Source organism: Archangium sp. Cb G35 (assembly GCF_001896145.1).
GTDB classification, from domain to species: domain Bacteria; phylum Myxococcota; class Myxococcia; order Myxococcales; family Myxococcaceae; genus Archangium; species Archangium violaceum.
The window spans coordinates 266,611-289,945 of the sequence record NZ_MPOI01000008.1; the positions used below are offsets into that span (position 1 = coordinate 266,611).

At 67.2% G+C, this 23,335-nt stretch carries 20 protein-coding genes; 6 read left to right on the forward strand and 14 right to left on the reverse strand.

The window, feature by feature from the left end; translation table 11 throughout:
• Positions 1 to 56: 56 nt before the first annotated feature.
• Positions 57 to 809 carry a fatty acid desaturase family protein gene (locus BO221_RS25225; protein WP_073563042.1) on the forward strand — a complete coding sequence of 251 codons (753 nt, stop codon included), beginning with the start codon at positions 57 to 59 and terminating at the stop codon, positions 807 to 809.
• A 34-nt stretch (positions 810 to 843) separates the two neighbouring features.
• Here BO221_RS25225 and BO221_RS25230 read toward each other — a convergent pair whose 3' ends face one another.
• Positions 844 to 1,374, reverse strand: a complete 531-nt coding sequence (locus tag BO221_RS25230) for a hypothetical protein (protein ID WP_073563043.1) — start codon at positions 1,372 to 1,374, stop codon at positions 844 to 846.
• Positions 1,375 to 1,522: 148 nt separating this feature from the next.
• Here BO221_RS25230 and BO221_RS25235 point away from each other — a divergent pair, with 148 nt between their 5' ends.
• Positions 1,523 to 5,806, forward strand: a complete 4,284-nt coding sequence (locus BO221_RS25235; RefSeq protein ID WP_073563044.1) for a PQQ-binding-like beta-propeller repeat protein — start codon at positions 1,523 to 1,525, stop codon at positions 5,804 to 5,806.
• 22 nt (positions 5,807 to 5,828) lie between these two features.
• Here the strand turns inward: BO221_RS25235 and sufT are convergent, their stop codons facing one another.
• From sufT to BO221_RS25270, 7 genes are read right to left on the reverse strand one after another with little or no spacing between them, the layout of a single operon-like run.
• Positions 5,829 to 6,383, reverse strand: a complete 555-nt coding sequence (sufT, locus tag BO221_RS25240) for a putative Fe-S cluster assembly protein SufT (RefSeq protein WP_073563045.1) — start codon at positions 6,381 to 6,383, stop codon at positions 5,829 to 5,831.
• A 13-nt stretch (positions 6,384 to 6,396) separates the two neighbouring features.
• Complete coding sequence (sufU, locus tag BO221_RS25245) at positions 6,397 to 6,849, reverse strand: Fe-S cluster assembly sulfur transfer protein SufU (protein ID WP_073563046.1); 453 nt, start codon at positions 6,847 to 6,849, stop codon at positions 6,397 to 6,399.
• Positions 6,846 to 8,075: a cysteine desulfurase gene (locus tag BO221_RS25250; RefSeq protein WP_073563047.1), complete on the reverse strand. Its 1,230-nt coding sequence runs from the start codon at positions 8,073 to 8,075 to the stop codon at positions 6,846 to 6,848. The genes sufU and BO221_RS25250 overlap by 4 nt, the downstream gene beginning before the upstream one ends.
• Positions 8,072 to 9,397: a Fe-S cluster assembly protein SufD gene (gene sufD, locus BO221_RS25255; protein ID WP_073563048.1), complete on the reverse strand. Its 1,326-nt coding sequence runs from the start codon at positions 9,395 to 9,397 to the stop codon at positions 8,072 to 8,074. The genes BO221_RS25250 and sufD overlap by 4 nt, the downstream gene beginning before the upstream one ends.
• Positions 9,394 to 10,170, reverse strand: a complete 777-nt coding sequence (sufC, locus tag BO221_RS25260) for a Fe-S cluster assembly ATPase SufC (protein ID WP_073563049.1) — start codon at positions 10,168 to 10,170, stop codon at positions 9,394 to 9,396. Before sufC ends, sufD begins: the two co-directional genes overlap by 4 nt.
• Entirely contained in the window at positions 10,167 to 11,603 is a 1,437-nt protein-coding gene (gene sufB, locus BO221_RS25265) for a Fe-S cluster assembly protein SufB (RefSeq protein ID WP_073563050.1), read from the reverse strand. The genes sufC and sufB overlap by 4 nt, the downstream gene beginning before the upstream one ends.
• Positions 11,600 to 12,112, reverse strand: coding sequence for an SUF system Fe-S cluster assembly regulator (locus tag BO221_RS25270; RefSeq protein WP_073563051.1), 513 nt, complete (start codon positions 12,110 to 12,112; stop codon positions 11,600 to 11,602). Before BO221_RS25270 ends, sufB begins: the two co-directional genes overlap by 4 nt.
• Positions 12,113 to 12,470: 358 nt before the next feature.
• Between BO221_RS25270 and BO221_RS25275 the strand changes: the two genes are divergently transcribed.
• A complete protein-coding gene (locus BO221_RS25275) occupies positions 12,471 to 13,112 on the forward strand; it encodes a hypothetical protein (protein ID WP_073563052.1) in 642 nt (213 codons plus the stop codon).
• 75 nt (positions 13,113 to 13,187) lie between these two features.
• Here BO221_RS25275 and BO221_RS25280 read toward each other — a convergent pair whose 3' ends face one another.
• From BO221_RS25280 to BO221_RS25305, 6 genes are all read right to left on the reverse strand, one after another.
• Positions 13,188 to 14,276, reverse strand: coding sequence for a helix-turn-helix transcriptional regulator (locus BO221_RS25280; protein WP_073563053.1), 1,089 nt, complete (start codon positions 14,274 to 14,276; stop codon positions 13,188 to 13,190).
• A 103-nt stretch (positions 14,277 to 14,379) separates the two neighbouring features.
• Positions 14,380 to 16,677 (reverse strand): ATP-binding protein, encoded by a 2,298-nt coding sequence (locus BO221_RS25285; RefSeq protein ID WP_083681350.1) that lies wholly within the window; start codon positions 16,675 to 16,677, stop codon positions 14,380 to 14,382.
• Between the two features lie 15 nt (positions 16,678 to 16,692).
• Complete coding sequence (locus BO221_RS25290; protein WP_073563054.1) at positions 16,693 to 17,853, reverse strand: hypothetical protein; 1,161 nt, start codon at positions 17,851 to 17,853, stop codon at positions 16,693 to 16,695.
• 2 nt (positions 17,854 to 17,855) lie between these two features.
• A complete protein-coding gene (locus BO221_RS25295; RefSeq protein ID WP_073563055.1) occupies positions 17,856 to 18,584 on the reverse strand; it encodes an ImmA/IrrE family metallo-endopeptidase in 729 nt (242 codons plus the stop codon).
• Complete coding sequence (locus BO221_RS25300; protein WP_073563056.1) at positions 18,581 to 18,961, reverse strand: hypothetical protein; 381 nt, start codon at positions 18,959 to 18,961, stop codon at positions 18,581 to 18,583. Before BO221_RS25300 ends, BO221_RS25295 begins: the two co-directional genes overlap by 4 nt.
• On the reverse strand, positions 18,948 to 19,574 hold the full coding sequence (locus BO221_RS25305; protein ID WP_073563057.1) for a hypothetical protein: 627 nt from the start codon (positions 19,572 to 19,574) through the stop codon (positions 18,948 to 18,950). The genes BO221_RS25300 and BO221_RS25305 overlap by 14 nt, the downstream gene beginning before the upstream one ends.
• A 288-nt stretch (positions 19,575 to 19,862) precedes the next feature.
• Between BO221_RS25305 and BO221_RS25310 the strand changes: the two genes are divergently transcribed.
• The 3 genes from BO221_RS25310 to BO221_RS25320 all read left to right on the forward strand — a co-directional run bounded on the left by BO221_RS25310 (position 19,863) and on the right by BO221_RS25320 (position 23,327).
• On the forward strand, positions 19,863 to 20,675 hold the full coding sequence (locus tag BO221_RS25310) for a GNAT family N-acetyltransferase (RefSeq protein ID WP_073563058.1): 813 nt from the start codon (positions 19,863 to 19,865) through the stop codon (positions 20,673 to 20,675).
• 65 nt (positions 20,676 to 20,740) lie between these two features.
• A complete protein-coding gene (locus tag BO221_RS25315) occupies positions 20,741 to 21,460 on the forward strand; it encodes an iron-containing redox enzyme family protein (protein WP_369865561.1) in 720 nt (239 codons plus the stop codon).
• 223 nt (positions 21,461 to 21,683) lie between these two features.
• On the forward strand, positions 21,684 to 23,327 hold the full coding sequence (locus BO221_RS25320) for a TIGR04141 family sporadically distributed protein (protein ID WP_073563059.1): 1,644 nt from the start codon (positions 21,684 to 21,686) through the stop codon (positions 23,325 to 23,327).
• Positions 23,328 to 23,335 lie beyond the last annotated feature (8 nt).

Here is a 23,335-nt window from a genome sequence, read left to right on the forward strand (position 1 = left end):
TGAACACTCAAGGCAGGACCCACTCCGGGACCTGGCCTCCACCCCAGGAACCCCGCATGTCCGTTGCCCCGTCCACCCAGGCCCGCCCCGCTCAGTGGCAGGAAAAGCTCGGCGTCGTTCTCTTCTTCGTCCTGTGCGCCCTGCTGGCCCGCCGCGTGGTGCAGGCGGCCGGCGCGCAGACAGGGGTGATGATCGCGCTGAGCGCGGTGCTGGGCTTCGTGACGGCCGACTTCGTGTCCGGACTGGTGCACTGGCTGTTCGACACGTGGTTCTCCCGGACCACGCCGGTGCTGGGGAAGACCTTCGTCACCCCCTTCCGCGTCCACCACGAGGATCCGCTCGACATCACCCGCCATGGCTTCGTTGCCACCAACGGCCACAACTGCCTGGTGAGCGTGCCGGTGCTGGCGCTCGCGCTGCTGCTGCCCTCGGGACCGGAGGCGCCGTGGGCCTCGGCCGCGCTCACCTTCGTGCTGATGCTGTGCCTGGGCGTCTTCGGGACCAACCAGTTCCACAAGTGGTCGCACATGGAGCACGTCGCGCCCCTGGTGTCGTGGCTGCAGGCGCGGGGCATCATCCTCGGCCGCGGGCATCACGACGTGCACCACACCGCGCCCCACACGAGCCACTACTGCATCACCACCGGCTGGCTCAACCGGCCGCTGGAGGCCATCGGCTTCTTCAACGGCATGGAGAGCCTCATCACCGCCGTCACCGGGCTGCAGCCGCGCGCCGAGGAGCTGAATCTCCCTTCCATCGCCCCGAAGCCGCCGGAGAGCACCCCGGCGCCGGACCTCGCGACGCCGTGAGCTCACGCGAGGACTGGCCCCGTGCCGGTCCCGCTCAGAACGTGTAACGGCCGGTGAGCTGCGAGCCGGCGAAGCGCAACTCCACCGCGCCGTGCTCGCTCTTGTTCTGCTCACGCCAGCGCTGCTTCAACGGGCCGAGGTCGAAGCTCGCGGTCCGGTTGAGCAGCGCCTCGCAGGAATCCCCGTTCGCCTCGTGGGCCAGCACCAGCTCCGCCTGGGGCTCGCCCGCCGCGGACTTCTGGAAGCCGCCACTCCAGAGCAGCTCGTACGTGTGCGGCTTGCAGCCGCCCGAGTGCATCACCCTCGCCACCAGCGTGTCCCCCTGGAGCTCGACGCTCTTGAGGATGATGTCGTCCTTGGGCGCCGGGGACGCCGTCACCTGGAGCGCCCGGGGCGCGGAGTCCGCGGCGGCGGGGGCTTTCGGCTCACCCGGGGGAGGCGCTTCGGCGGGGCTCTCCGTCGTGGCGGGCGGAGGCTGAGACTCCTCGGCTCCCGTCGAGGACTTCGGCCCCGTACATCCGAGCAGGGCACAGAGAACGAGACCACTCCAGACCGGCTTTCGCATATCCCCTCCTGACAAGTCGAAACGGCTGGCCCTGCACCCTACCCGACAATCCGCGAGTCCACGCGGTTCGTCGGCGGAACCTGGATGCCCGCGAGGGCTTCACCTATCGTTTCCCCATCCAGTCCGTTTGCAACGAGGCCACGGCGCCATGCACAACGAGCAGGGGACCCCGTCCGTCATGACGTTCGAGAAGCTGCAGCGGATCCTCGAAACGACCTCACGCTTCGAGCTGAGCGAGTCAGACGCCCAACCCCAGGCCGGCACCGAGCCCTCCGCGGCCCTCCGGCTGAAACACTGCTTCGGTCTGGAGTGCAAACCCGTCAGGCTGAGCGAGCGTGGGGAGAAGGAGATGAAACGGGAGGGCATGGAAGCCCTCCTGGTGCTCCCGCCCGGAAATGGGTTCGAGCTGGCGTTCGATGCCGGCCGGCTGCCCCCCTCCCCTGAGTTCCACCTGATGGAGCTGGCCCGGCTCCTCGGGAAACACGGGGGTTCGGTCCGGGTCTACACCATGGACAGACACCCGCCGCCGTCCCCGCCGGGCGTGGAGTGGGTCTCGGTCCGGGACGAGCTGAGGCCACTGGTCCAACAGCCCCTGCTCACCCTGGCCCAGCAGAGCCTTGCGGGTTGGACGAGCGAGCACGAGCAGCGCTTCGTCGAGGGCCGGGCGAAGCTGCCGTCGGGGGCGGTGTTCCCCGTGGCGGAGGCACTCGCCCAGGCGTCCACCTCGAGCCGCTTCGTCCTGCTCCTGGGCGACTTCGGGACGGGCAAGTCCACCCATCTGGCTCGCCGCGCGGCCCTGATGGGCAGTGCCCATGCCGAAGCGCCCGAGCGCTTCGCGGCGCCCGTCCTCCTGCGCCTGGGCGGGATGAAGCCAGACCTGGCGGCCATCTTCGAGAGGCATGTCCAGGGCCTCTCCTTCGAGGCGTTCCGCCTGGCCGTGGACCTGGAGATGGCCGTGCCGCTCCTCGATGGGCTCGATGAGCTGGAAGTGCCACCCCAGGCCATCGACGGCACGCTCACGGCCCTTCTCGGCTGTTTCTCCGTGAAGCGCGCACGCGCGTTCCTCTCCTCCCGCAAGACGCTCTTCTCCAGCGCCCGGAGGATGTACGAGGTGCTGCGCAAGGTGGAGTCGCTGGGGCTCGTCGAGCTCCAGGACATGGAGCGTGCCGAGGTCATCGAGTTCGTGGGCAAGCGGACCCGCTCGGCCGAGGAGGCCGCTGGCGTCCTGGAGAACCTCCAGCAGGCCCAGGACCTGAGCCACCTCTCCCAGCGGCCGGTCCTGCTGGACCTCATCGTGGAGAACCGCGACCGGTTGTCGAGCCAGGGGATGACCACGACCCGGCTCTATGCGGTCACGGTGGAGGACTGGCTCGAGCGCCGCCGCGACGAGGAGCCCTCCGCCCTCCGCGAGCAACGGCTCGTGTTCGCGCGCACCCTCGCGCGTACGCTCTTCGAGACCCGGGCGCAGAGCGCTCCCTACGAGGAGCTCGCCCGTTTCGCGCGGGACGTCCTCGGGGACACCTCCGTTCCCCAGGACCCCGCGGCGCTCGAGCTCCACGACGCTGTCTTCCTGGCGCACGACGGCGCGGGGGGGCGGTTCCGGTTCGCCCACAGGTCCTTCCTCGAATACTTCCTCGCGCTGGACATTTCCGAGCGCCTCGAAGCGGGACGGGAAGACGCGCTGGACCTGCCACGGCTCACGCCCGAGATCGTCTCGTTCCTGGCGGGGTTGCCGGAATGGGAGCGGACGAAGGAAGCACTGCGGCGGGTGCTCACCCGGCCGTACCGGCGGCGCGGCAGCGAGAACGCACTGCTGGCGCTCTACCTCTCGACACGCGCGAGCGTGGGCGATGGAGAGGCCCTGGGCCAGGCGCTCCAACGGGAACTCCCCGCGAACGCGCAGCTCTCCGGAGCCTCGCTCGCGAGCATCGAGTTGCCATGGATTGCCCTGCCCGGTGCCGATCTCTCGGGAGCGAAGCTGCTCCTGACGAGACTCGACTGCGCGGACCTGCGAGGCGCGCGGCTCGACCGGGCCATGGCCAGCCATACCGTCTTCGATGGTGCGCTCCTCGATGGAGCGAGCTTCCTGGAAGCGGACCTCTTCTCGGCCTCGTTCGTGGACGCCTCCATCACGGGAGTCAGATGGGAGGACGCGGAGCTCGAGGGGACGATCGACCTGCGAGAAGAGCCCGCGCGAATCCCCGGCGCGAACGCTCCCGGCGAAACACCGCGCCCGGTCTTCCGCTCGCGGATGAGCGGTGTCACCACCACCCTCTGGTCTCCAGACGGGCTGCGGCTGGCGTCCATCTCGCACGATGGCGCGGTGCGCTTGTGGGATGCCCGCGCGGGAACCCTGCTCCATTCCTTCCACGAGCACTCCTCCACATGGGCCCAGGCCATGGCGTTTTCTCCGGATGGCCGCCACTTCGCCATCGCCTCGTCAGACGAGCGGATACGGCTGTGGAACACCCGCTCGGGCACGCTCCTCCACACCCTCGAGGATCCACCGGCCCGCTGGGACACCCTGGTGTTCTCGGCGGATGGCCGGCTCCTGGCCGCGGGCACTGATGACGGCGAGTCGTGCCTGTGGGAGGTCCATTCCGGCACCTGCCTCCAGTCCTTCTCGACCCCCCAGGGCCAGGGCTCCGCCGTGGCGTTCTCGCCGGATGAGGGCACGCTCATCTTCGCGTCGACCAAGGGCCTCCTGTTGAGATGGGATGTCCGCTCCGGAGCTCCGAGTGAGCCGATCAACAGCCAGCGGGAGGGGGATTTCCTCGTGACGTTCTCGCGGGACGGCGGCGTGGTGGCGTTCGCCTCGACCACCAGCATGATCGACCTGTGGGATACCCGTTCCGATGTTCCCCTCCTCACCGCCAGGAGTCACCGGTACCGGGGCCCCTCCATGACGCTCTCGCCCGATGGCGGCCTGCTCGCCCACGCCACGGCGCTCGGCAAGGTGCGCATCTGGGACGTCCGCGCCAGGGCCCTGCGCCACACCCTCCAGGCCCACGAGCGGGGAGACCTGACCGTGGCGCTCTCCGAGGATGGAGAGCTCCTCGCCTCGGGCTCGGAGAGCGGCATGCTCAGCCTCTGGAACACCCGCTCCGGTGAACACCTCCACTCCTTCGTGGGCCATTCGGATCGCCTCAACACCCTGGCGTTCTCGCCCGACGGCGCGCTGCTCGCCTCCGTCTCGAATGACGACACCCTCCACGTGTGGGATGCCCACACGGGTTCCCTCCTCCATCGCCCCAAGGACTGGCTGGAGAAGCTCACGCCCATGGCCTTCTCACCGGATGGAGGCCTGCTCGCCTCCATCACGGACCAGGGCACCGTGCACGTGTGGGACGCCCGCTCGGGTGCCCGGCTCCACACCCTCGCGCTGAAGGCGGCAAGCGTGTCGCTGGCGCGCTCGGCGGAGGGCATCCGGGTGGCCTCGGTCTCGAAGGACGGCCGGATACGTCTGTGGAATGCCAGCAAGGGAGCGGCCCTGTCCTCCCTCGAGAGCCATTCGCTGGCGATTGGCTCCATGGCGTTCTCCCTCGATGGACAGTTCCTGGCGGCCGCGATGGCGGACAGGACGCTGTGCCTGTGGGAGGTCCACACGGGCGCCCTGCTCCACGCCCTGAAGGTCCCCTCGACTCATTCCGGTGCCATGTGCTTCTCGCGAGACGGCACCCTGCTGGCCAGCGCCGCGGAGGACGGGGGGCTCTGCATCTGGAATGTCCGCACCGGCGCCCTCCTGTATCAGCTCGGCTGGCACCCCACCCCGGTCCGGGCCCTGGCCTTTTCACCGGAGGACGGCATCCTGGCCTCCGCTTCGAGTGACGGAAGGATCCACCTCTGGGAGCCGCACACGGGCAAGCACCTCCACTCGGACTTCATGCCCGTGGCACGACCCCTTCCCACCCATCCGCTGAGCACCTCCATCAGCCTGGGCTTCTCGCCGGATGGGGGAGTGCTCACCGCCGTGGCCCACAACGGCTCCACATGCACGTGGGATGTGAAGACCCACAAGCTCCTCTTCTCGGAGCCGGGACGAAGCACAGCCTCCGCGCTCCTGGCACCAGATGGACAGGTCCGCGCCTCGGCGTTGGGGGCGGGGTTGCACCTGAGGGTCCTGCACGGGAGCCGGGGCAGCGTCTTCCTCTCCGCCGTGGAAGAGTCCTGGGCCGCCGCCGTCCAGGGAACGCCCTTCTTCATCGGAGGCGGCGAGCTCTCGCGCATCCTCCATTTCTCCTCGGGAGACCGGGCCATGCCCGCCTCGCTCTGGGCACCGCTCTTCCAGCGCCCGGAGCTGGTGCGCGCGACTCTGGCGGGGGAAGCACCCGGCCTGGCCACACTGGGCCTCGACACCTACGCCGCGTGCGAAGCCGCCCTCATCCCCGAGCGCACCCGCCGAGGCCTGGTGCGCCGCCGGCCGGTGTCGTGAGCGGCGGCGGGGACGCCGAGGGCTACATCCAGCCGAGCTGCAGCCGTGCCACGTCCGACATGCGGCTCTGATCCCAGGGCGGATCCCACACCAACTGGACATCCGCCTCCTTCACCCCGGGCAGGCCCGTCACCTTCTGGCGCACGTCATCCACCAGCACCGGACCCATGCCGCATCCCGGGGCCGTCACCGTCATCTGGATTTCCACCCGGTGACCGCCCTCCGGCAACGGCGTGGCCTTGCACTCGTACACCAGCCCCAGCTCCACGATGTTCACCGGAATCTCCGGGTCGTACACCGTGCGCAGCTGCTCCCAGACGCGCTCCTCGTCGAACGTGCCCTCTACGGCCTTGGGCTCCTCGGACTTCGGGTTCTGCGCGAGATAGTCGGCGCCCAGCACCTCGACGTCCTTCTCGTCGATGCGCATGAGCTGCCCGTAGTCGCCCTGCACGGTCACGTTGCCGCCGAGCGTCTGGAGCACCCGCACCTCGGTGCCCGCGGGCACCGTCACCCGCTCCCCGCTGGGAATCATCGTCACTTCGCAGTCGCGCGCGAGTGGTGTCAGCAAACCTCTCATCCGAGCTTCCTCCCTACTCCGTCGAGACCGAGGACTCCTTGCCCTCGAGCGCCGCGCGCAGCGCATGCCACGCGAGGCTCGCGCACTTCACCCGGGACGGGAACTCATTCACCCCGGACAGCACCGCCAGCTTGCCCAGAGCCTCCATGTCCACGTCCGCGGGGCCCTCCGTCACCAGCTTGTGCACCAGCTCGAAGAGCCGCTCCGCGTCCGCCCGGGACATCTCCTTCACCGCCCCCGTCATCAGCGACGCCGAGGCCCGGGAGATGGCACACCCCTGCCCCACGAAGCCCACGTCCTTGATGACGTCGCCATCCATCCGCAGCGTCACCGTGAGCTGGTCTCCACACAGCGGGTTGTAACCGTCCGCCCGCCGGTTGGCGCCCTCCACCTCGCGGAAGTTGCGCGGACGCTTGCCGTGCTCCAGCACCACCTCTTGATACAGGTCCTGCAGGTCCGAGCTCACGCGAACACCTCCCGCACCTTGTGCAGCCCACGCACCAGCGCGTCGATGTCCTCGTGCGTGTTGTACATGGCCAGCGACGCCCGCACCGTGGCCGCCACCCCGAAGCACGACAGCAGCGGCTGCGCGCAGTGGTGCCCCGCCCGGATGGCCACGCCCTCCCGGTCCAGGATGGTGCCCACGTCGTGCGCGTGCACGTCCTCCATGAGGAAGGACAGCACCCCGGAGCGCTCCCGCGCCCGGCTGAACAGCTTCAGCCCCGGCACGCCCTCCAGCGCCCGCGTCCCGTACTCCAGCAGCTCCTGGTCGTGCGCCGAGATGGCGTCCAGCCCCACCGTGTCCAGGTAGTCCATCGCCGCCGCCAGCCCGATCGCGCCCGAGATGTCCGGAGTGCCCGCCTCGAAACGGTACGGCAGCCGGTTGTAGACCGTCTTCTCCATCGTCACGGTGAGGATCATGTCCCCACCGCCCTGCCACGGCGGCATCGACTCCAGCACCGAGGCCTTGCCGTACAGCACGCCGATGCCCGTGGGCCCGAACATCTTGTGGCCGGAGAAGGCGTAGAAGTCGCAATCCAGGTCCTGCACGTCCACCCGGAAGTGCGCCAGCGCCTGCGCCCCATCCACCAGCACCGGCACGCCCTTCGCGTGGGCCCGCTTGACGATGTCGCGCACCGGATTCACCGTCCCCAGCGCGTTGGACACGTGCGTCACCGCGAGCAGCCGCGTGCGCTCCGTCAGGTTCGCCTCGAGCTGCTCCAGCCGCAGGTCCCCCCGCTCGTCCACCGGGAGCATCTTCAGCGTGGCCCCCACCTGCTGACAGAGCATCTGCCAGGGGACGATGTCCGAGTGGTGCTCCATGGCGGTGATGAGCACCTCGTCACCGGGGCCCACCTTGGTGCGCCCGAACGTCTGCGCCACCAGGTTGATGGCCTCGGTGCAGCCGCGCACGAAGATGATCTCCTTCGTGTCGCGCGCGTTGATGAACTTGCGGATCCGCTCGCGAGCGCCCTCGTAGGCCTGCGTGGAGCGCTCGGAGAGGGCGTGCACGCCGCGGTGCACGTTGGCGTTGTCGTGCGTGTAGTAGCGCACCAGGGCGTCGATGACGGCCTGGGGCTTCTGCGTCGTCGCCGCGCTGTCCAGGTACACCAGCGGCCGGCCCCGCACCTCCTGGTGGAGAATGGGGAAGTCCGCGCGGACTCGCGCCACGTCGAAAGGTGCCCCGCTCATGCCCTTCCCTCCTTCGCTCCCGGGAGCTTGCGCGCCAGCAGTGCCTCCACCTGATCCCTCAGCGGTGCCAGGGGAACGGCGCCCACCACCTCGGTGGCGAAGGCGTGCGTCAGCAGCGACTCCGCCTCCGCCCGGGTGATGCCGCGCGAGCGCAGATAGAAGAGCGCCTGCTCGTCCAGCCGGCCCACCGTCGCGCCGTGCGCACACTTCACGTCATCCGCGAGGATCTCCAACTGCGGCCGCGCGTCCGCCATCGCCGCCTCCGAGAGCAGGAGGTTGCGGTTGGACTGGCGCGAGTCCGTCTGCTGCGCGTCCGGACGTACCAGCACCTTGCCGTGGAAGGTGCCACGCGCCTTGTCGTCCAGCACGCCCTTGTACAGCTCGCGGCTGGAGCAGCGCGGGTGCGCGTGGTCCAGGTTCGTCCAGTTGTCCAGGTGCTGCGTGCCGTGGCCCACGTACAGGCCCTGCAGGGTGCACTCGCCGCCCTCCGCGCCGAAGACGGAGTGCACCTCGTTGCGCGCGAGCGCCCCGCCCAGGGAGATGATGTGCGAGGCGAAGCGGCTGTCCCGCCCCAGCTCCGCGTGCAGGCCTCCGATGTGGAAGGCCGTCTCCGACTCGGCCTGCAGCTTGAGGTGCGTGACCCGCGCTCCGGCGCCCAGCACCACCTCCGTCACCGCGTTGGTGAAGGAGACGCCCGGCGCCGCGCCCACGTAGCTCTCCACCAGCGTGAGCTCGCTGTTGTCCCCGGCCTGCACCACCACCCGGGGGCTGGCCAGCGTCACGTGCGTGTCACCGCGCGAGAGGAAGAGGAACTGCACGGGCTCGGGACACACCGTGCCCGGCGCCACCCGCACCACCGCGCCCTCCTCCAGCAGCGCCGCGTTGAGCGCGGTGAAGGCACTGGCGTCCGCGCGCGCCCGGCTGCCCACCAACGCCTCCAGCGGCTCGCCATCCTGCAACGCCTCGCGCAGGCTGCGCACCGTGAGGCCCGCGGGCAGCCCCTCCAGCCGCGACAGCTCCCGGACGTACCAGCCATCCACGAACACCAGCAGGGGCCCCGTACCCGGGAGCGCCAGCCGCGCCACCGCCGCCTCCACCCCTGCCTCGTGCACGGTGCGCACCGGGCTGAAGGACTGGCCGGAGATAGGCGACACGTTCGTGTACTTCCAGTCCTCGAGCTTCGACGTGGGGAAACCCTGGCGCGCCAGCTGCGCGATGCCCTCCTGCCGGAAGGCCCGCAGCCATGCCGGGGCACCCGCCGCCCGCTCCGCCTGGAAGCGCTCGGCCAGATCGAGGTAGTGCTGGAGCCCCACGTCCGTCACGGCCGCGCCTCCTTGCCGCCAGCGCCCTGGCCCAGCCACGCGTAGCCCTTCTTCTCCAGCTCCAACGCCAGCTCCTTCCCGCCCGTACTGACGATCCGCCCGTTCGCCAGCACCGACACCTTGTCCGGCACCACGTACTCCAGCAGCCGCTGGTAGTGGGTAATCACGAGCATGCTCCGCTCCGCCGAGCGCAGCGCGTTGATGCCTCCGGAGACGATCCGCAGCGCGTCGATGTCCAGCCCCGAGTCCGTCTCGTCGAGGATGGCCAGCTTCGGCTCCAGCACCGCCATCTGGAAGATCTCGTTGCGCTTCTTCTCGCCGCCGGAGAAGCCCTCGTTCACCGAGCGCTGCATGAAGGCCTGGTCCAACTGCACCAGCTTGGACTTCTCCCGGGCCAGCTGGAGGAAGTCCATGGCGTCCAGCTCCTCCTTGCCCTCGGTGCGCCGCCGGGCGTTGAGCGCCGTGCGCAGGAAGTGCAGGTTGCCCACGCCCGGAATCTCCACCGGGTACTGGAAGGCCATGAAGACGCCCGCGTGCGCCCGAGCCTCGGGCTGCATGGACAGCAGGTCCTTCCCATCGAAGAGCACCTCGCCCTTCGTCACCTCGTACGTCTCGCGGCCGGAGAGCACCTGCGACAGCGTGCTCTTGCCCGAGCCGTTGGGGCCCATGATGGCGTGCACCTCGCCGGGCATGAGCTCCAGGTCGATTCCCTTGAGGACCTCGCGGCCCGCCACGCGCACGTGCAGGCCCTTGATGCTGAGCAGCGGCTTCATCCCACGCTCCCTTCCAGACTCACGCTGAGCAGCTTCTGCGCCTCCACGGCGAATTCCATGGGCAGCTCCTTGAAGACCTGCCGGCAGAAGCCATTGACGATCATCGATACGGCGTCTTCCTTCGAAATGCCCCGCTGCTGGCAGTAGAAGAGCTGGTCCTCGCCAATCTTCGACGTGGACGCCTCGTGCTCCACCTGCGCCGAGGAGTTCTTCACCTCGATGTACGGCAGCGTGTGGGCCCCGCATTGGCTGCCCAGCAGCAGCGAATCGCACTGGGTGTAGTTGCGTGCACCCTCGGCGCTCTTGAGCACCTTCACCAGACCCCGGTAGGTGTTCTGCCCCCGGCCGGCGGAGATGCCCTTGGAGACGATGGTGCTCTTCGAGTTGCGGCCCAGGTGGATCATCTTCGTCCCCGTGTCCGCCTGCTGCCGGTGGTTGGCGAGCGCCACCGAGTAGAACTCGCCCACCGAGTCATCCCCCTTGAGGATGACGCTGGGGTACTTCCACGTGACGGCCGAGCCCGTCTCCACCTGCGTCCAGGAGATTTTCGAGCGGTGGTGGGCGATGCCGCGCTTGGTGACGAAGTTGTAGATGCCGCCGCGGCCCTCCTCGTCACCGGGGTACCAGTTCTGCACGGTGGAGTACTTGATGGTGGCTCCGTCCAGCGCGACGAGCTCCACCACGGCGGCGTGGAGCTGGTTGGTGTCGCGCATGGGCGCGGTGCAGCCCTCGAGGTAGCTCACGTAGGCGCCCTCGTCGGCGACGATGAGGGTGCGCTCGAACTGGCCGGTGTTCTCCGCGTTGATGCGGAAGTAGGTGGACAGCTCCATGGGGCAGCGCACGCCCTTGGGCACATAGACGAACGAGCCGTCGCTGAACACCGCCGAGTTGAGCGCCGCGAAGAAGTTGTCCGAGTGCGGCACCACCGTGCCCAGGTACTTCTTCACCAGCTCCGGGTGCTCGCGCACCGCCTCGGAGAAGGAGCAGAAGATGACGCCGGCCTTGGCCAGCTTGTCCTTGAAGGTGGTGGCCACCGACACCGAGTCGAACACGGCGTCCACCGCCACGTTCTGCATCAGCTTCTGCTCGTGCAGCGGGATGCCGAGCTTCTCGTACGTCTTGAGGATCTCGGGGTCCACCTGGTCGAGGCTGTCCAGCTTCGGCTTCTTCTTGGGGGCCGAGTAGTAGATGATGTCCTGGTAGTTGATGGGCGAGTACTCCGCCTTCTGCCAGCGCGGCTCCTTCATGGTGAGCCAGTGCCGGTAGGCGCGCAGCCGCCACTCGAGCATGAAGTCCGGCTCGCCCTTCTTGGAGGAGATGAGGCGGATGATGTCCTCGTTGAGGCCGGGGGGAATGGCCTCGGACTCCACGTCGGTGACGAAGCCGGCCTCGTACTGCCGTTTGGTGAGCTCCTGGATGCTCTGCGTGCTCATGAGTGGGCACCTCCGGCCGTGCTGGGGATGGGGTTCGGGTTCTGGGCGGGAGCGGCCGGGCGGGCGGGCACCCCGAGGCCCACCAGACGCGGCACCGGCGCGCACAGGTCCGCCAGCGTCAGCCGTCCGAGCGCGTCCTGGATGGTGCGGTTGATGACGCGCCAATGGCCGCGCACCCGGCACACCGTCTCCAGCTCGCAGGTGCCGGTGGGCGCATGGGCACCCTGGGCTCCACACTCGGTGAGGGAGACGGGGCCCTCGAGCGCGGAGATGATCTCCGTGAGGGGAATGTGCTCGGCGGGCCGGGACAGGCCATAGCCGCCGCTCGCGCCGCGGTGGGACACCAGCAGGCCAGCACCCTGCAACCCCTTGAGCACCTTGCTCACCGAGGGTAGGGGCACACCGGTACCGGCCGCCAGCTCCCTCGCCGTGCGCGTCTCACTCCCGGCGCGCGCCAGCTCGGTCAGCAGCACGATGCCGTAGTCGGTCATCTTGCTCATCCGGAGCATTTGGAATCTCTCCAGCCATCCGGTGCCCCCAGCTGTGGAGGCACCTGTGCGTGGTGGCTCTTTAAACAGGACTAAGTTGGTCCGCATTAAAAATCGTGCCGTCAGCGCCCGGTGTGCTGGTTACCCGGCGACTGGGAGTGAAGGCCCGCGAGCGGCCCCTTGCCCTGCTCGCGGCGCGGAGAGGACGAACGCCTGGAATACCACCTGCGAGGTACAGACACGGTGTCCGCCCTGGCGCATCTTGCGCGGCGACCGCTGGCCCCGGCCGGTGCGTCCCGGGATGGGCCTTCGAGAGGGGGAGAGGTCCGTCCCGGCGCCGTTCCCCACTTCGAGCACCCTCCCCTTCCATCGAGAAGACATGAACAGGTTTTTCGCAGGGGCCGTCCTCGCGCTGTCCGTCCTGGTGGGCTGCGGCGGTGACGACGGCACGCCAGGAACTGGAAACCCGGGAGGAGGCGGCACCGAGCAGAAATGCAGCGCCTCGAACTGCGCGGGCTGCTGCTTCAACAATGTGTGCCAGACGGGGAACACCGCTTCCGCCTGCGGCAAGGCGGGAGCCACGTGCACGGCCTGTGGTTCCGCCCAGGTGTGCCGGACGGATCAGACGTGCGGCGTGGACCCGAACAGCGTCTGGCGTGTGCAGCCCGTCTCGGCCCGCATCGCCTCCAGCGACAATGGCACCTCCTGGGATGGCGATGGCTCCGCGCCGGATGTCGTCGTCGCGATGCGGTGCCCGGGGTCGACCACCTCCACCGAGACTCCCGAGGTGGAGAGCTACACTCCGGCGTGGACCTCCGGAGGATGCACCGCGAAGGCGAGCCAGTTGCTGGCCGAGCCGTGGGTGTTCCAGCTCTGGGACATCGACATCAGCAGCCATGACACCATCACCGACTCCCTGGCGCTGCGCATCACCGAGGGATTCCTCACCGCGGGCACGGTCACCGTCAATGCCTCGGGCGGGATGACGTCCATGACCGTCCAGTTGCAGAAGCAGCCCTGACGGCGGCGGCATCCGCATGAGCGTGGACGGGTGGGCAGCGGACCGCCCACCTGCCCACGCCACCTGGACAGGCGTCTACTGCCGTTCCGCCAGCAAGAGGAGCGCGGCCTTGGAGATGAGCTCCGCCCGGCGCTCCACCTCCAGCTTCTTGCGGATGTTCCTCACGTGCGTGTTCATCGTGTGCTGCTTGATGTTCAAGCGCGCGGCGATGGATTCATAGAGCCAGTTCTGGAGCACGTAGCCGACGATCTCGATCTCACGCCGGGTGAGCTGCTGCCGCCAGGCCGCGGGAATGGAGAGCAAAGAGGAGAACTCCTCGAGCACCAGCATCCACGGCCGCTGGCCTTCCTGCTCCGGCATCCGGATGAACGTCACCCTCAATCTCCGCTCCCCGCGAGCACCCGCCCAGGTGTCCAACCCGAACGCACCGGCGCCCTCCATGCGCTCGAGCCACACCAGTTGCTCCAACCATTCTCGTGGGAGACCCGAGGGACCCCGCTCGGAGGGAGAGAACCACTCTTCCAGCAACGCGGTGACCCGGGCCGTGCGCTGCACCTCCGAGAAGGCTGGGGTCAGGACGATGCACTCCAGGTCGCGTTGGCGCAGGAGCGACTCCGGGAACCGTCTGCCCGTCATCCTGCCGCCGAGCATCCGGCAGTTGCGAATCGTCCGCGCCAGGAAGGGCGTCAACCCTTGCAGGAGCTCCCGTTCTCGCTCGGAGAATTCAAGGGAGCGCTCGCGGTAGAGCGTCAATCCCCCGTGCCAGCCCTGTCTCATGTCCAGCCGCACCGACATGACGCGCTCCAAGGGGGCGTGCAGCTCACGGCAGAGCAGGTAGGGCAGGCTGCGCACCAACACCGCGCGCGGAACCATCTCCGAGTCCCGGAACACCACGTTGGGCAGGTGTGACACCGAGCCGGCCACGAAGTCGCCGCCCGCTATCTCCCGATACCGGTCCATGAACGCGGCCAGCCGGCCCGTCGTCACCCACTCATAACCGGCGGGACGGAGCTGATTGGACACGCACCAGGCCGCGTGCTCCGCCGGGAGCAGTTGGAACAGCGCGCCCTCCATCCGGGACAGCACCACCGGAAGCTCCAGGGAGCTGGCCAGTGCCTCCTTCAACTCCAAGGTGAGCGCCCGCTCGCGCGAGTCCAGGTTCATGCATGTTCCTCCTCGGAGTCCATTCAAAGGGTGTGTCCGATGATGGACTCCGAGAAGACCCTGGTCTCTCCCCCCCAGGTGGTAGAAGCCCACCCCTCCCCGGCTACTCCACGAGCAGCCGCTTCACCGGGGCCGGATCCACCGCGACCATCAGCGGCCGGGTGAAACTGCTGAACGAGACGAGCGCCTGTCCGGGCGCGAGACTGGACACCTTGTTCCAGAGGCTCTCGTCGATGGTGCCCGCGGTCTTCTGCATCCGGGAGATGACCGCGCTGTCCGTGATCTTGTGGATGATGAAGTTGTTGAGCAGGCCCAGCACCTCGCTGGGAAGGTGCTGGGGCAACTGGGTGACGAAGACGAGCCCCAGCCACCGCTTGCGGCCACGCTTGGCGATCCGGGCCACCTGCTCGAACAGCACGGGCATCTGCGAGATGCGGCTGGCCGACAGGAACTCGTGCGCCTCCTCGATGATGATGAGCACCGGCGTGACGGATTGTCCCTGCTCACTGGCCCGCTGATAGCGCGCCTCCTGCGTCTCCTGGAGCCCGCGGAGGATGTCCGCGATGACGAGGTTGTTGAGCTGGGGTGAATCCGTATCGGACAGGTCGATCACCGACACCCGCCCAGGGGTCAGCATCGAGCCGTAGTCCACGCCGGGCGCCGAGCCGACATCGAACAGCTTGAGGCGGCGCAGGGAGTGGAGCTTGCTGGCCAGCGCCTTCCAGCTGATCTCGTTCCGGCTCGCATGCGCCATCACCCGGCCCATGACCCGGCCGAAGTGGTGCTTGAACTCGCTGTACAGCGGAGGAATGCTCGGTTGGACCGGCTCCTCGGCCTCGGCGCCCTCACCCGATTCCGAGGCACTGCTCGCCTTCCGGGACGAGGACTTCGAGCGGCTCCGGGTCTCCGCCTTCCCCTCGTCACTCAGGCTGTAGATGTAGGTGCTCACGACGTCCAGGAGGTGCTGGATGGTCATGCGCGGGTAGCCCGTCGACAGCTCATCGAGCTCCAACACCTGCTGACGCTCCTCGGCGGTCCTCGGGTAGATACCCAGTTCCTCCAGCAACAGCTTCGTGACGTCGTAGGCCTTGTGGAAGCGCTCCTGCTGGGCTTCGGACAGGCCGAGGATCTCCGAGATGGCGTAGGGCGAGAGGCTCGAGAAGTTCAATGCGAAGGGGTGCAGGTTCCTGTGCCTGGGATTACGGCTGTCCCGGCCCATCAGGTGATGGATGTGCAGTTCCTTCACGCCCTCGGGCTGCTGCTTGCGGCGCCTGAGCGCCTCGCCCATCGCCGGGTCATCGGTGGGCTTGTCCACATGCGTGTATTCCCCCTCCACGTCGAAGACGATGGTGGCGATTCCCGCCTTCTGTGCCCGGTGGATGAGCGTCGCGACGGTCGTGGACTTGCCTCCGCCCGTCGTTCCGATGATGCCCGTGTGGCGGGGCAGGACGGACTTGTCCATGGGATCGAAGCGGGCTTCCATGTTCTTGTAGCCCACCACCATTCCCAGACACAGGTTCCCCTTCATGCCGAGGACACGCTCGCTCTCCGCTTCATCGAGGAGGAAGACGGGACTCTTCGGCCGGGGCCGGCGGCCCGGAGGAACCAGCTTTCCGCCTTCGAGCTCCTCGCCGAGGATCTCGATCTCGGCGCGCCCGTGGTAGTCGAAGGTATAGGTGAGCTTCTTGCCCTGGACCACCACGCCCACGGCGATGGTGGAGCTGGCGGAGACGGCATCGGGCTCGGCGAAGGGGCCACGGACCACCAGGCCCAGGTATTTGCGCTTGTCCTCCTTGGACTTCACCCGCACGAGCGTCTGGGATGCCAACTTGTGGAGATCATCCCGCGTCATCAAAACGGTGACGAGGTTGTCCTGGCTCGACCCGCTGTCGAAGTGGGTGAAGCCCACCGCCTGCTCGAGCTCGGGATCCAGCTTCTCGTTCACCCGGTTGGCGTCCTGCTGAAGCTCCTCGAACGCGCCGAACACATCCTCCGGGAGCTCCCGGACGATCTCATTGGCCGCAACGTCCTTCTCCGGAACCGGTGGCGCCTTCTGCTCCACCGGCGTGGTGGGACGAGCACGCTCGCCGCGAGTCGCATCCGCCGCCGGAGGAGCCCCGGCCTTCGCGGGGGCCGGCTGCGATGGACGCTCGGGCACGCCACGCGCGGGGCCCGACCCCGAAGGTGACGGAGTGCCCTGGCCCGGCGTCTGCGAAGCGGGAGCCGACGGCCGGGCGACGTTTGAACCAGAAGGAGCCGCGGGACGGGCAGGCACATTCCGGGGAGCCGTGGTGGCCGGCGGAGCGGGAGTCTTGGCGGGATTCGAGGGAGACGCCGGGCGGGTCGAGCCGGTGGGAGGCACACCCGTGCCAGGAGACTTCGGATTCTTGTCATCAGCCATGTGTCAGATCTCCCGTCAGCGTCCGCCAAGGAGGTGATGCTTCGAGCCCGCGCGCGTGTAGGCGTCGTTCACCAGGCCCAGGAAGGTTTCCGAACCGAAGACGCCACGGCATGAGGCGTCCGCGACGTCGAGGAGCATCGGGAAGCCCCGATCGGGCCGCACGATGCTGTCGGCCAGAGCCAGGTGGGCCGCGATGTGCACGTGCTCCCGGTGCGCGTAGAAGAGCCGCGGCGGAGTCTGCTCCGAGGCCCGGAACAGTCCGATGAAGACCTCCGGGCAGTACTCTTTCACGAAGGCGAGCGCCTCGTCCCCCATCCGGCCGTCGTAGTGCCACCGCCGGACGAAGTAGCTGCTGTCCTCCTCGAGTGTATGGAGGATGGCGTACTCGCCTGGCTTCAACGCACTGCCAATCGTCAGGTATCCCTCCTCGTCCAGCTCCCGGGGCACGAACACGAACTTCTTGTGGTGCCGAATGAGCCGCTTCAGCACGTCGAGCGAGGCACTCAACAAGGGCCTGTAATTGGCGCCGGAGAGCATCTCCCGCGAGCAGGGATTGCCCGGTCCGATGAGCCATTCCGCCTGCGACCTATCCAGGAGGAGGGCCCGCTCGGCATAGGCCCGGATGTAGCGGCGCATCAGCATGGACAGGTCGTCCCGCATACCGCGCTCGTGCCGCCGCTTCAGACAGTCCTGCACCACCTTCATCGTGTCCGGGGTGCGCGCGCTCACGTCCTTGCGGTACAGGCGCTGGGAGAAGGTGCCGGATACGCCCCCGTAGCCCACGATGGCCACGGCAATCTGGGTAATGCCCAGCGCCAGGCTGTCATGGAACGCGGCGATGCTACTCACCGCCTCCACCCGTCCCGTGAAGAGCCGACTCTCGAAAATGGTCTTCAACCTGTCAGGACTGGCTTCATAGACACCCGCCTCGGGAATCCGGGTCTGCCGCTTGAGGTCGGGAAAGACTTCCTGGCGGATGGTGGCGCGGATGTGCGCTTCAGCGGTCTCCGCGCTGGAAACCTGCGTGCGGATGCGGGAGATCAATCGCTCGACCTCCCACCCCTTCTCCCAGGTGCGCAGGTCGAGCGTGGTGGAGAGATCCTCCCCCAGGCTCTTCCGGTAATCCTCATCTCCGATGAATCCCCTCTCTCCATCTGGCGGATTGCCGTCTTCCATCGTTACCGCTCCTCCGTGGGCGTGAGCTTCAGAAAGAAGGGACGGCGCGAAGGTTCCCGCGCCAACAACAACCGGACGTAGGTCCGGGCCTCTCGCATCGGGAGCCCGAAGCGCGAGGCCAATTCGCGCTCCGCCTCCTGCCGACCGAGGTCCCGCACCAGGGGAAGCGCTTCCTGAGCAGGAGCCAGCAGCTCATAGGTGAGGCGATCCGCTCGCAGCTCCGCCTCCATGGCCTTACCCGTGCAGGGGTCACCCGAGGCGTTGCGCTCGATGAACCGGACCTGGACGCCGAAAGGAATCCTCTGGAGCGTCAGGAACAAGGACTCGTGGGGAGCACGGGTGGACGTGCCATCGAGGGCCGGACGGATCTCCTCCCCCAGGTTGCGAAACGCGCGGGCCCGGGGGAGATGGTGATCGAGCACGAAATGCGCCACCTCATGCACCAGGGTGAATCGTTGCTGGAGCTCTGTGTCCTGCTCGTCGTAGAAGAGGGCTCCCAAGCCCGCATACGCCACCATGCATCCATGCAGACGACGGTTCTCGCGCGGCAGCCCGCCGTGTGCGCGCTGCATCGAGTCCAGCCAGTCTCGCGCCATCGCGCACGTGAGCCCAGGCATGGCCAACAGGCTAATGGGAAGCACCATGCTGATTCTCTCGGACAGCTCGATCAACGACGGGGAGGACGGCAGACGGCATGCGTCCACGGCCTCCTGCAGCCAGGTCTCGCTCATGAGTTCGTCTCGTCGTCCTCGTCGGTGTAATCCCTCGCCGCTAGCAGGAAGGACTCCTCACCCTCCTCCTCATTCGCGTCCCGGCTCACAGGAAGAACATCCAGGACCTCGACATGCCGGATCACGGCCGCGAGCCGATGGGGTTTCACCTCGAACCGATTGCCAATCTGCTCCAGGTGCTCGGCGAAGCGCTCCTCGCTGGGACGCCGGCACAGGGACAACCACGCGAGCTTCTCCAGCGAGCAGCCCAGCTCCTCCGCGAGCGCTTCGGCGGACTTGCCCTTGTACTCGCGGTACTTCTCGAAGACGTAGCCGAGCGTCCAGGTGTGCTGCCCGCTGCTCCGGGCCGCGACCTCGAGCCACTTAGGATTCGTCATCGGAATCCTCCTTTCCACCACGCTCCAGCGACTGTCCAAAACGCACCAGCAACTTCAAGAGGCGGTCCCGATGCCGCTTCACCTCCCGCTTCAGCTCGTCCCAGGGCAGCGGGCCCAGCTCCAACGCCTCCGCCAGACGCTTCGTGGAGCGCTCCCCTTCGAGGATGAGCTTGACGGCCTTCTTGTCCCGCTCACTCTTCAAGATCTGGCGCTTCTCGAGCCGTTCCATGACGAGCTTCGCCTCCACGGAGTTCTCCAACACTCCATTCGAAGCCAGCTCGCCATGTTCGACATCGCTGCCGAATTTTTGATGCTTCCGGTCCCGGGCGCCCGCCGCCCGACGTTTGTCACACGCCCGGCGCTTGGCTGTCTGCATCAGGTAGGAGAACAGACGACCCCTACCCGGTTCATACCGGGTGGGATTGCTGAGGTAGCTGAAGATGGCATCGACGGCGCACTGATTGGCGTCGTCCTCGACAAGGCCCCGCTGCTTCATCACGGCCTTGACGAGCCGCTCCATGTACCTATTGAAGACCTCGGTGGAAACCACGGGATCCTTCTGGAGCACACGCTCATGCAGAAGCTTCTCATCCGTCGGTGGTGGTTGGCTCATCCCCTCTCCTCGCCAGGACTCTTTCGCCCACGCGTTCATCGTGTCGCACCCATTCCTTCGGTATGGGACCCCTGAAGTTCGACGGACAAGGCCTACGCGCGGCGGAAGAGGTTGGGGGAGACGGATCCCGCTGTCTGTACCCCTCGAGTGGTATGGACAAACGGCTGCATGCGCGTTCCAGCCCGGGCCGGGAGAAAAAAACAGGGCCCGGCGAACTCGGGCCGGTGGCGACGAAGAAGGTCAGTGAAGACACGGCGCGAGGCCGTGTCTCTTCATGTGAGGGGAAACATGACGACACTGTCCTGCCGCGTCGCCACGACCCAGCGGCAGCTCGACGATGCGCTGCGCCTCCGCTGGGCCGTCTTCGGCAAGGAGATGGGACTGCTCTCGAGCAAGGCCACTCCGACACTCCGGGAGGTGAATGGCTTCGACACCCTGGAGACCACCGTTCATCTCGTCGTCTACGCGGACGACACGCCGGTGGCCACCTCGAGGCTGCTACTGCCCAACCCCGAAGTGGCGTGTGCCACGGGTGGCCACCTGGGCATCGAGCTGGAGCAGAAGCTGGATCTGTCGGAGGTGGGAATGCCGGGCCTGGTGTTCGCGGAGAGCACGCGCTTCTGCGTCCTCAAGGAGTGGCGCCACTCCGAGGCACTCGTGTGGCTCCAGGCCGGGCTCTACGCGGAGAGCCGGCAGCGGGGAGTGACGCACTGGATCGCGTCCGCGAACATGGAGACGGACTGCACCGAGGACGCCCGGATCATCCATGAGATGGCGATGCGGCAGGGGCTGGTGAGTCAGCGCTGGCGTGCGAGGGCCCACGCGTCCGCGGAGCCTCCGGCCGCGCCGAGCGCTCCCCGCTTCACACCCTCGGAGCGTGAGCGCGCCCTGCAGGGAAACTTCAGAGGACTGCGGATGCCTCGGGTGTTGTCACTCTTCGCCTACAAGATGGGGGCGCGTTTCATCGCCGAGCCGCTCTACGACACGGGGTTCCACCGCTACTCCCTGCCACTCGTCGCGGCACTGGATGAAGTTCCGGGCGCCACCCTGGCCTGCTTCGCCACCCTGGGCAGCGGTAGCTCGCGCCGCGCTCGGGGCTGACCCACTTCCCCACCCACTTCCCTTTCACCCCCGGGAGCCGAGATGGCCCCGGACAGGAGACGTCCATGCACACGATGAACGAGACGCAGACGCAGACGCAGATGGATTGGATGAAGGCCCTGGAGCACGAGGCGCGCACGCTCGTGGAGGAGCTGAACGCGCACCCCATTGCCCGACGGCTCATCGACGGGAGCATCGATGCCGACAGCTACGCCCACTACCTGGTGCAGACGTACCACTACGTGCGGTGGACCACGCCGCTCCTGGCGGAAGCGAGCCGCAGGATGAAGCGGATGGGCTCGCATCCCCAGTTGGCGGAGCTGCTCCTGCAGAAGTCCACGGAGGAGCGCGGCCACGAGCGGTGGTTGCTGGCGGACCTGAAGAACCTGGGGTGGCCGGCCGGGCGAGTCGAGCGCGCGCAGCTGAGCCCCGCGGTCATCGCCTACGTCGCATGGAACCGCTACACCACTCGGTCCGGAGTGCCCGCCGCATTCCTCGGCACGGCTTACGTGCTGGAATACCTGTCCGTGCAATACGCCAGCGGCTCCGTGGAGCGACTACTCGCGGCCAACACCATCCCGAACATCCGCAAGGCCGTCACCTTCCTGCGTGGCCATGGGGACGCGGATGGGAATCATGTGGCCGAGCTGGCCTCTGTGCTGCGCTCCCTGACGGACCCGAGGGAACAGTCGGCGCTGCTGCTGTCCGCGCGCAACACGCGTGTCCTCTACACCGGGCTCTTCACGAGGGATGAAGCCGCGGAGGAGCCGGCACATACCTCTTAGGGAGTACAGACGAGCCCTCCTCCCTGAGCCGGAAGAACATCACTTCGTACCACCCAGGTGGCATGGCTGCCCCCGCTCCTTCTTCATAGAAGGAGCGGGGAACGCGGAGGAGCGCAGCGGTGCACTCAGGAATGGTCGACGGCAGGTACATCCCTCTTCAACAGCTTGGACGCGGCGCGTACGGAAGCATCTTCCTCGCACGAAGGAATGAGGCGGATGCTCCATGAAGAAGCGTACGGCCGCCTCGAGCCCCAAACCCAAGAGCAGGCATCTCACACTCCTTCTGCTCCACAAGGACATCAAAAAGCCAGAAGATGCACTCAGGCTCCCCGACCTCGACGGGACTCCGCTCCCGCCGGACTTCGAATTCGAGGGGGTTCTCTATCTTTTCGAGCCACCTCCCAAGGAGCCACGCTGGGTTGCCTTCATCAAGGAAGGCTTTCACGACGGCATCTCCTTCTCACCGAGTGCCGCAGCCGCAGCGGTGCTCTTCGTCAAGGCTGACTCGCGATGGTTCGCCGTGACCTTCGGGCAAGGCCGCCATCTCCTCAAATCCGACTCCTATGAGATCGACTTCGGATTGAAGGTCACCCTCAACACCGTCGACGAAAAGAAGCTCCGAAGCCTCGATTCGCGCACCTTCGATGAGCTGACGGTCCACACGCGCCGCCAGGTCAGCCGCAGTTCCGCCCTCGATGCCTTCAGCGTCGACGTCGCGCAAGACTTGCTGGGTGCAGTTACAGGCGAACCCGAAGATCCCGCGCTCGCCAAACGGCTCGCGGGGCGGGATGCCCTGGCACTCACGGGCCCCCTCTCGTTCTCGGAGCTGGCCACTCGCTGCAGGGCCCTTCTCAAGGCGTACAAAGGAACGCAGTATCAGCAAAAATTCCCGTGGGTGGACAACATCCGCCTCGTCCGGGACCCAAAACGCATCGAGACCCTCAATAATGAATTGCTGCGAGCCCTCAACTCCGGAGACCTCCAGAAGCTCCATCTGGCGCCCCCCGAGGTGATTCCCTGGGATGACGTAGCGGGCTTCCGCTACCCGGGCGAAAGGAACGGAAGGGCGGAGCCACATGCCGATCTGGATCTGACGGAGTGCCTCAAGGCCCTGGCCTCCCATCAAGGAGTGGAGGTCAACGACCTCGACCTGTCGTTGGATGAGCTCAAACGCAGCAAGATTCGCGCGGTGTTCGAGGAACATTCCTCCGAAGTGGAGAAGTGGACCCTCTACAACTGTCTCGTCGCCGAGTTGCAGGACGAGGACGCGCTCCACGTCCTCTCGGCCGGACAATGGTTCCGGGTCGAGAAGAACTTCGCGGCCCAGACCCTCCAGGAAGCCTCCGCACTCGTCAAGGAGCTCAAGAGCCTTCCAGGTTCCATTCCCCACGAGGACGAGGAGACCTACAACAAGAGGGCCGCCCATACGACCAGCAGCCTGGTGCTCCTCGACAAGAAGCTGCTCAAGAGCAAGGGAGCGCAGACCCGGATCGAGGCATGCGATCTCTTCTCCGCCAGCGGCCAGTTCATCCACGTGAAGCGCAAGGTACGTTCGTCCACGCTGAGCCACTTGTTCGCGCAGGGAGCAGTCGCGGCCGAGACATTCCTGCGCGATGAGCACTTCAGGAAGTCCTTCAAGGCCCAGGTCGAGGCGCTGAATCCAGTCATCGCGAAGATACTGGATTCTCCAGCGGAAAAGCCGGATCCCACCAAGTACGAGATCGTTTTCGCCGTCATCACCAACGCAGCCAAGAAGAGCTGGCCTCAAGCACTGCCGTTCTTCAGCCAGCTCAATCTCGTCCGCAACGCGCAGCGTTTACGCATGTTCGGCTTCGGAGTCTCGCTTTGCCGGATTGGCGAGAGTTGAAGAACAGG

What these genes read in the sequence shown, in the direction of transcription:
- BO221_RS25280 (WP_073563053.1), bottom strand. Translation starts at nt 14,276, where the DNA reads ATGAACCTGGACTCGCGCGAGCGGGCGCTCACCTTGGAGTTGAAGGAG.
- sufC (WP_073563049.1), bottom strand. Translation starts at nt 10,170, where the DNA reads ATGAAGCCGCTGCTCAGCATCAAGGGCCTGCACGTGCGCGTGGCGGGC.
- BO221_RS25315 (WP_369865561.1), top strand. Translation starts at nt 20,741, where the DNA reads ATGCACACGATGAACGAGACGCAGACGCAGACGCAGATGGATTGGATG.
- BO221_RS25270 (WP_073563051.1), bottom strand. Translation starts at nt 12,112, where the DNA reads ATGCTCCGGATGAGCAAGATGACCGACTACGGCATCGTGCTGCTGACC.
- BO221_RS25230 (WP_073563043.1), bottom strand. Translation starts at nt 1,374, where the DNA reads ATGCGAAAGCCGGTCTGGAGTGGTCTCGTTCTCTGTGCCCTGCTCGGA.
- BO221_RS25250 (WP_073563047.1), bottom strand. Translation starts at nt 8,075, where the DNA reads ATGAGCGGGGCACCTTTCGACGTGGCGCGAGTCCGCGCGGACTTCCCC.
- sufT (WP_073563045.1), bottom strand. Translation starts at nt 6,383, where the DNA reads ATGAGAGGTTTGCTGACACCACTCGCGCGCGACTGCGAAGTGACGATG.
- BO221_RS25300 (WP_073563056.1), bottom strand. Translation starts at nt 18,961, where the DNA reads ATGACGAATCCTAAGTGGCTCGAGGTCGCGGCCCGGAGCAGCGGGCAG.
- BO221_RS25295 (WP_073563055.1), bottom strand. Translation starts at nt 18,584, where the DNA reads ATGAGCGAGACCTGGCTGCAGGAGGCCGTGGACGCATGCCGTCTGCCG.
- BO221_RS25305 (WP_073563057.1), bottom strand. Translation starts at nt 19,574, where the DNA reads ATGAGCCAACCACCACCGACGGATGAGAAGCTTCTGCATGAGCGTGTG.
- BO221_RS25225 (WP_073563042.1), top strand. Translation starts at nt 57, where the DNA reads ATGTCCGTTGCCCCGTCCACCCAGGCCCGCCCCGCTCAGTGGCAGGAA.
- BO221_RS25320 (WP_073563059.1), top strand. Translation starts at nt 21,684, where the DNA reads ATGAAGAAGCGTACGGCCGCCTCGAGCCCCAAACCCAAGAGCAGGCAT.
- BO221_RS25235 (WP_073563044.1), top strand. Translation starts at nt 1,523, where the DNA reads ATGCACAACGAGCAGGGGACCCCGTCCGTCATGACGTTCGAGAAGCTG.
- BO221_RS25310 (WP_073563058.1), top strand. Translation starts at nt 19,863, where the DNA reads ATGACGACACTGTCCTGCCGCGTCGCCACGACCCAGCGGCAGCTCGAC.
- BO221_RS25285 (WP_083681350.1), bottom strand. Translation starts at nt 16,677, where the DNA reads ATGGCTGATGACAAGAATCCGAAGTCTCCTGGCACGGGTGTGCCTCCC.
- BO221_RS25275 (WP_073563052.1), top strand. Translation starts at nt 12,471, where the DNA reads ATGAACAGGTTTTTCGCAGGGGCCGTCCTCGCGCTGTCCGTCCTGGTG.
- BO221_RS25290 (WP_073563054.1), bottom strand. Translation starts at nt 17,853, where the DNA reads ATGGAAGACGGCAATCCGCCAGATGGAGAGAGGGGATTCATCGGAGAT.
- sufB (WP_073563050.1), bottom strand. Translation starts at nt 11,603, where the DNA reads ATGAGCACGCAGAGCATCCAGGAGCTCACCAAACGGCAGTACGAGGCC.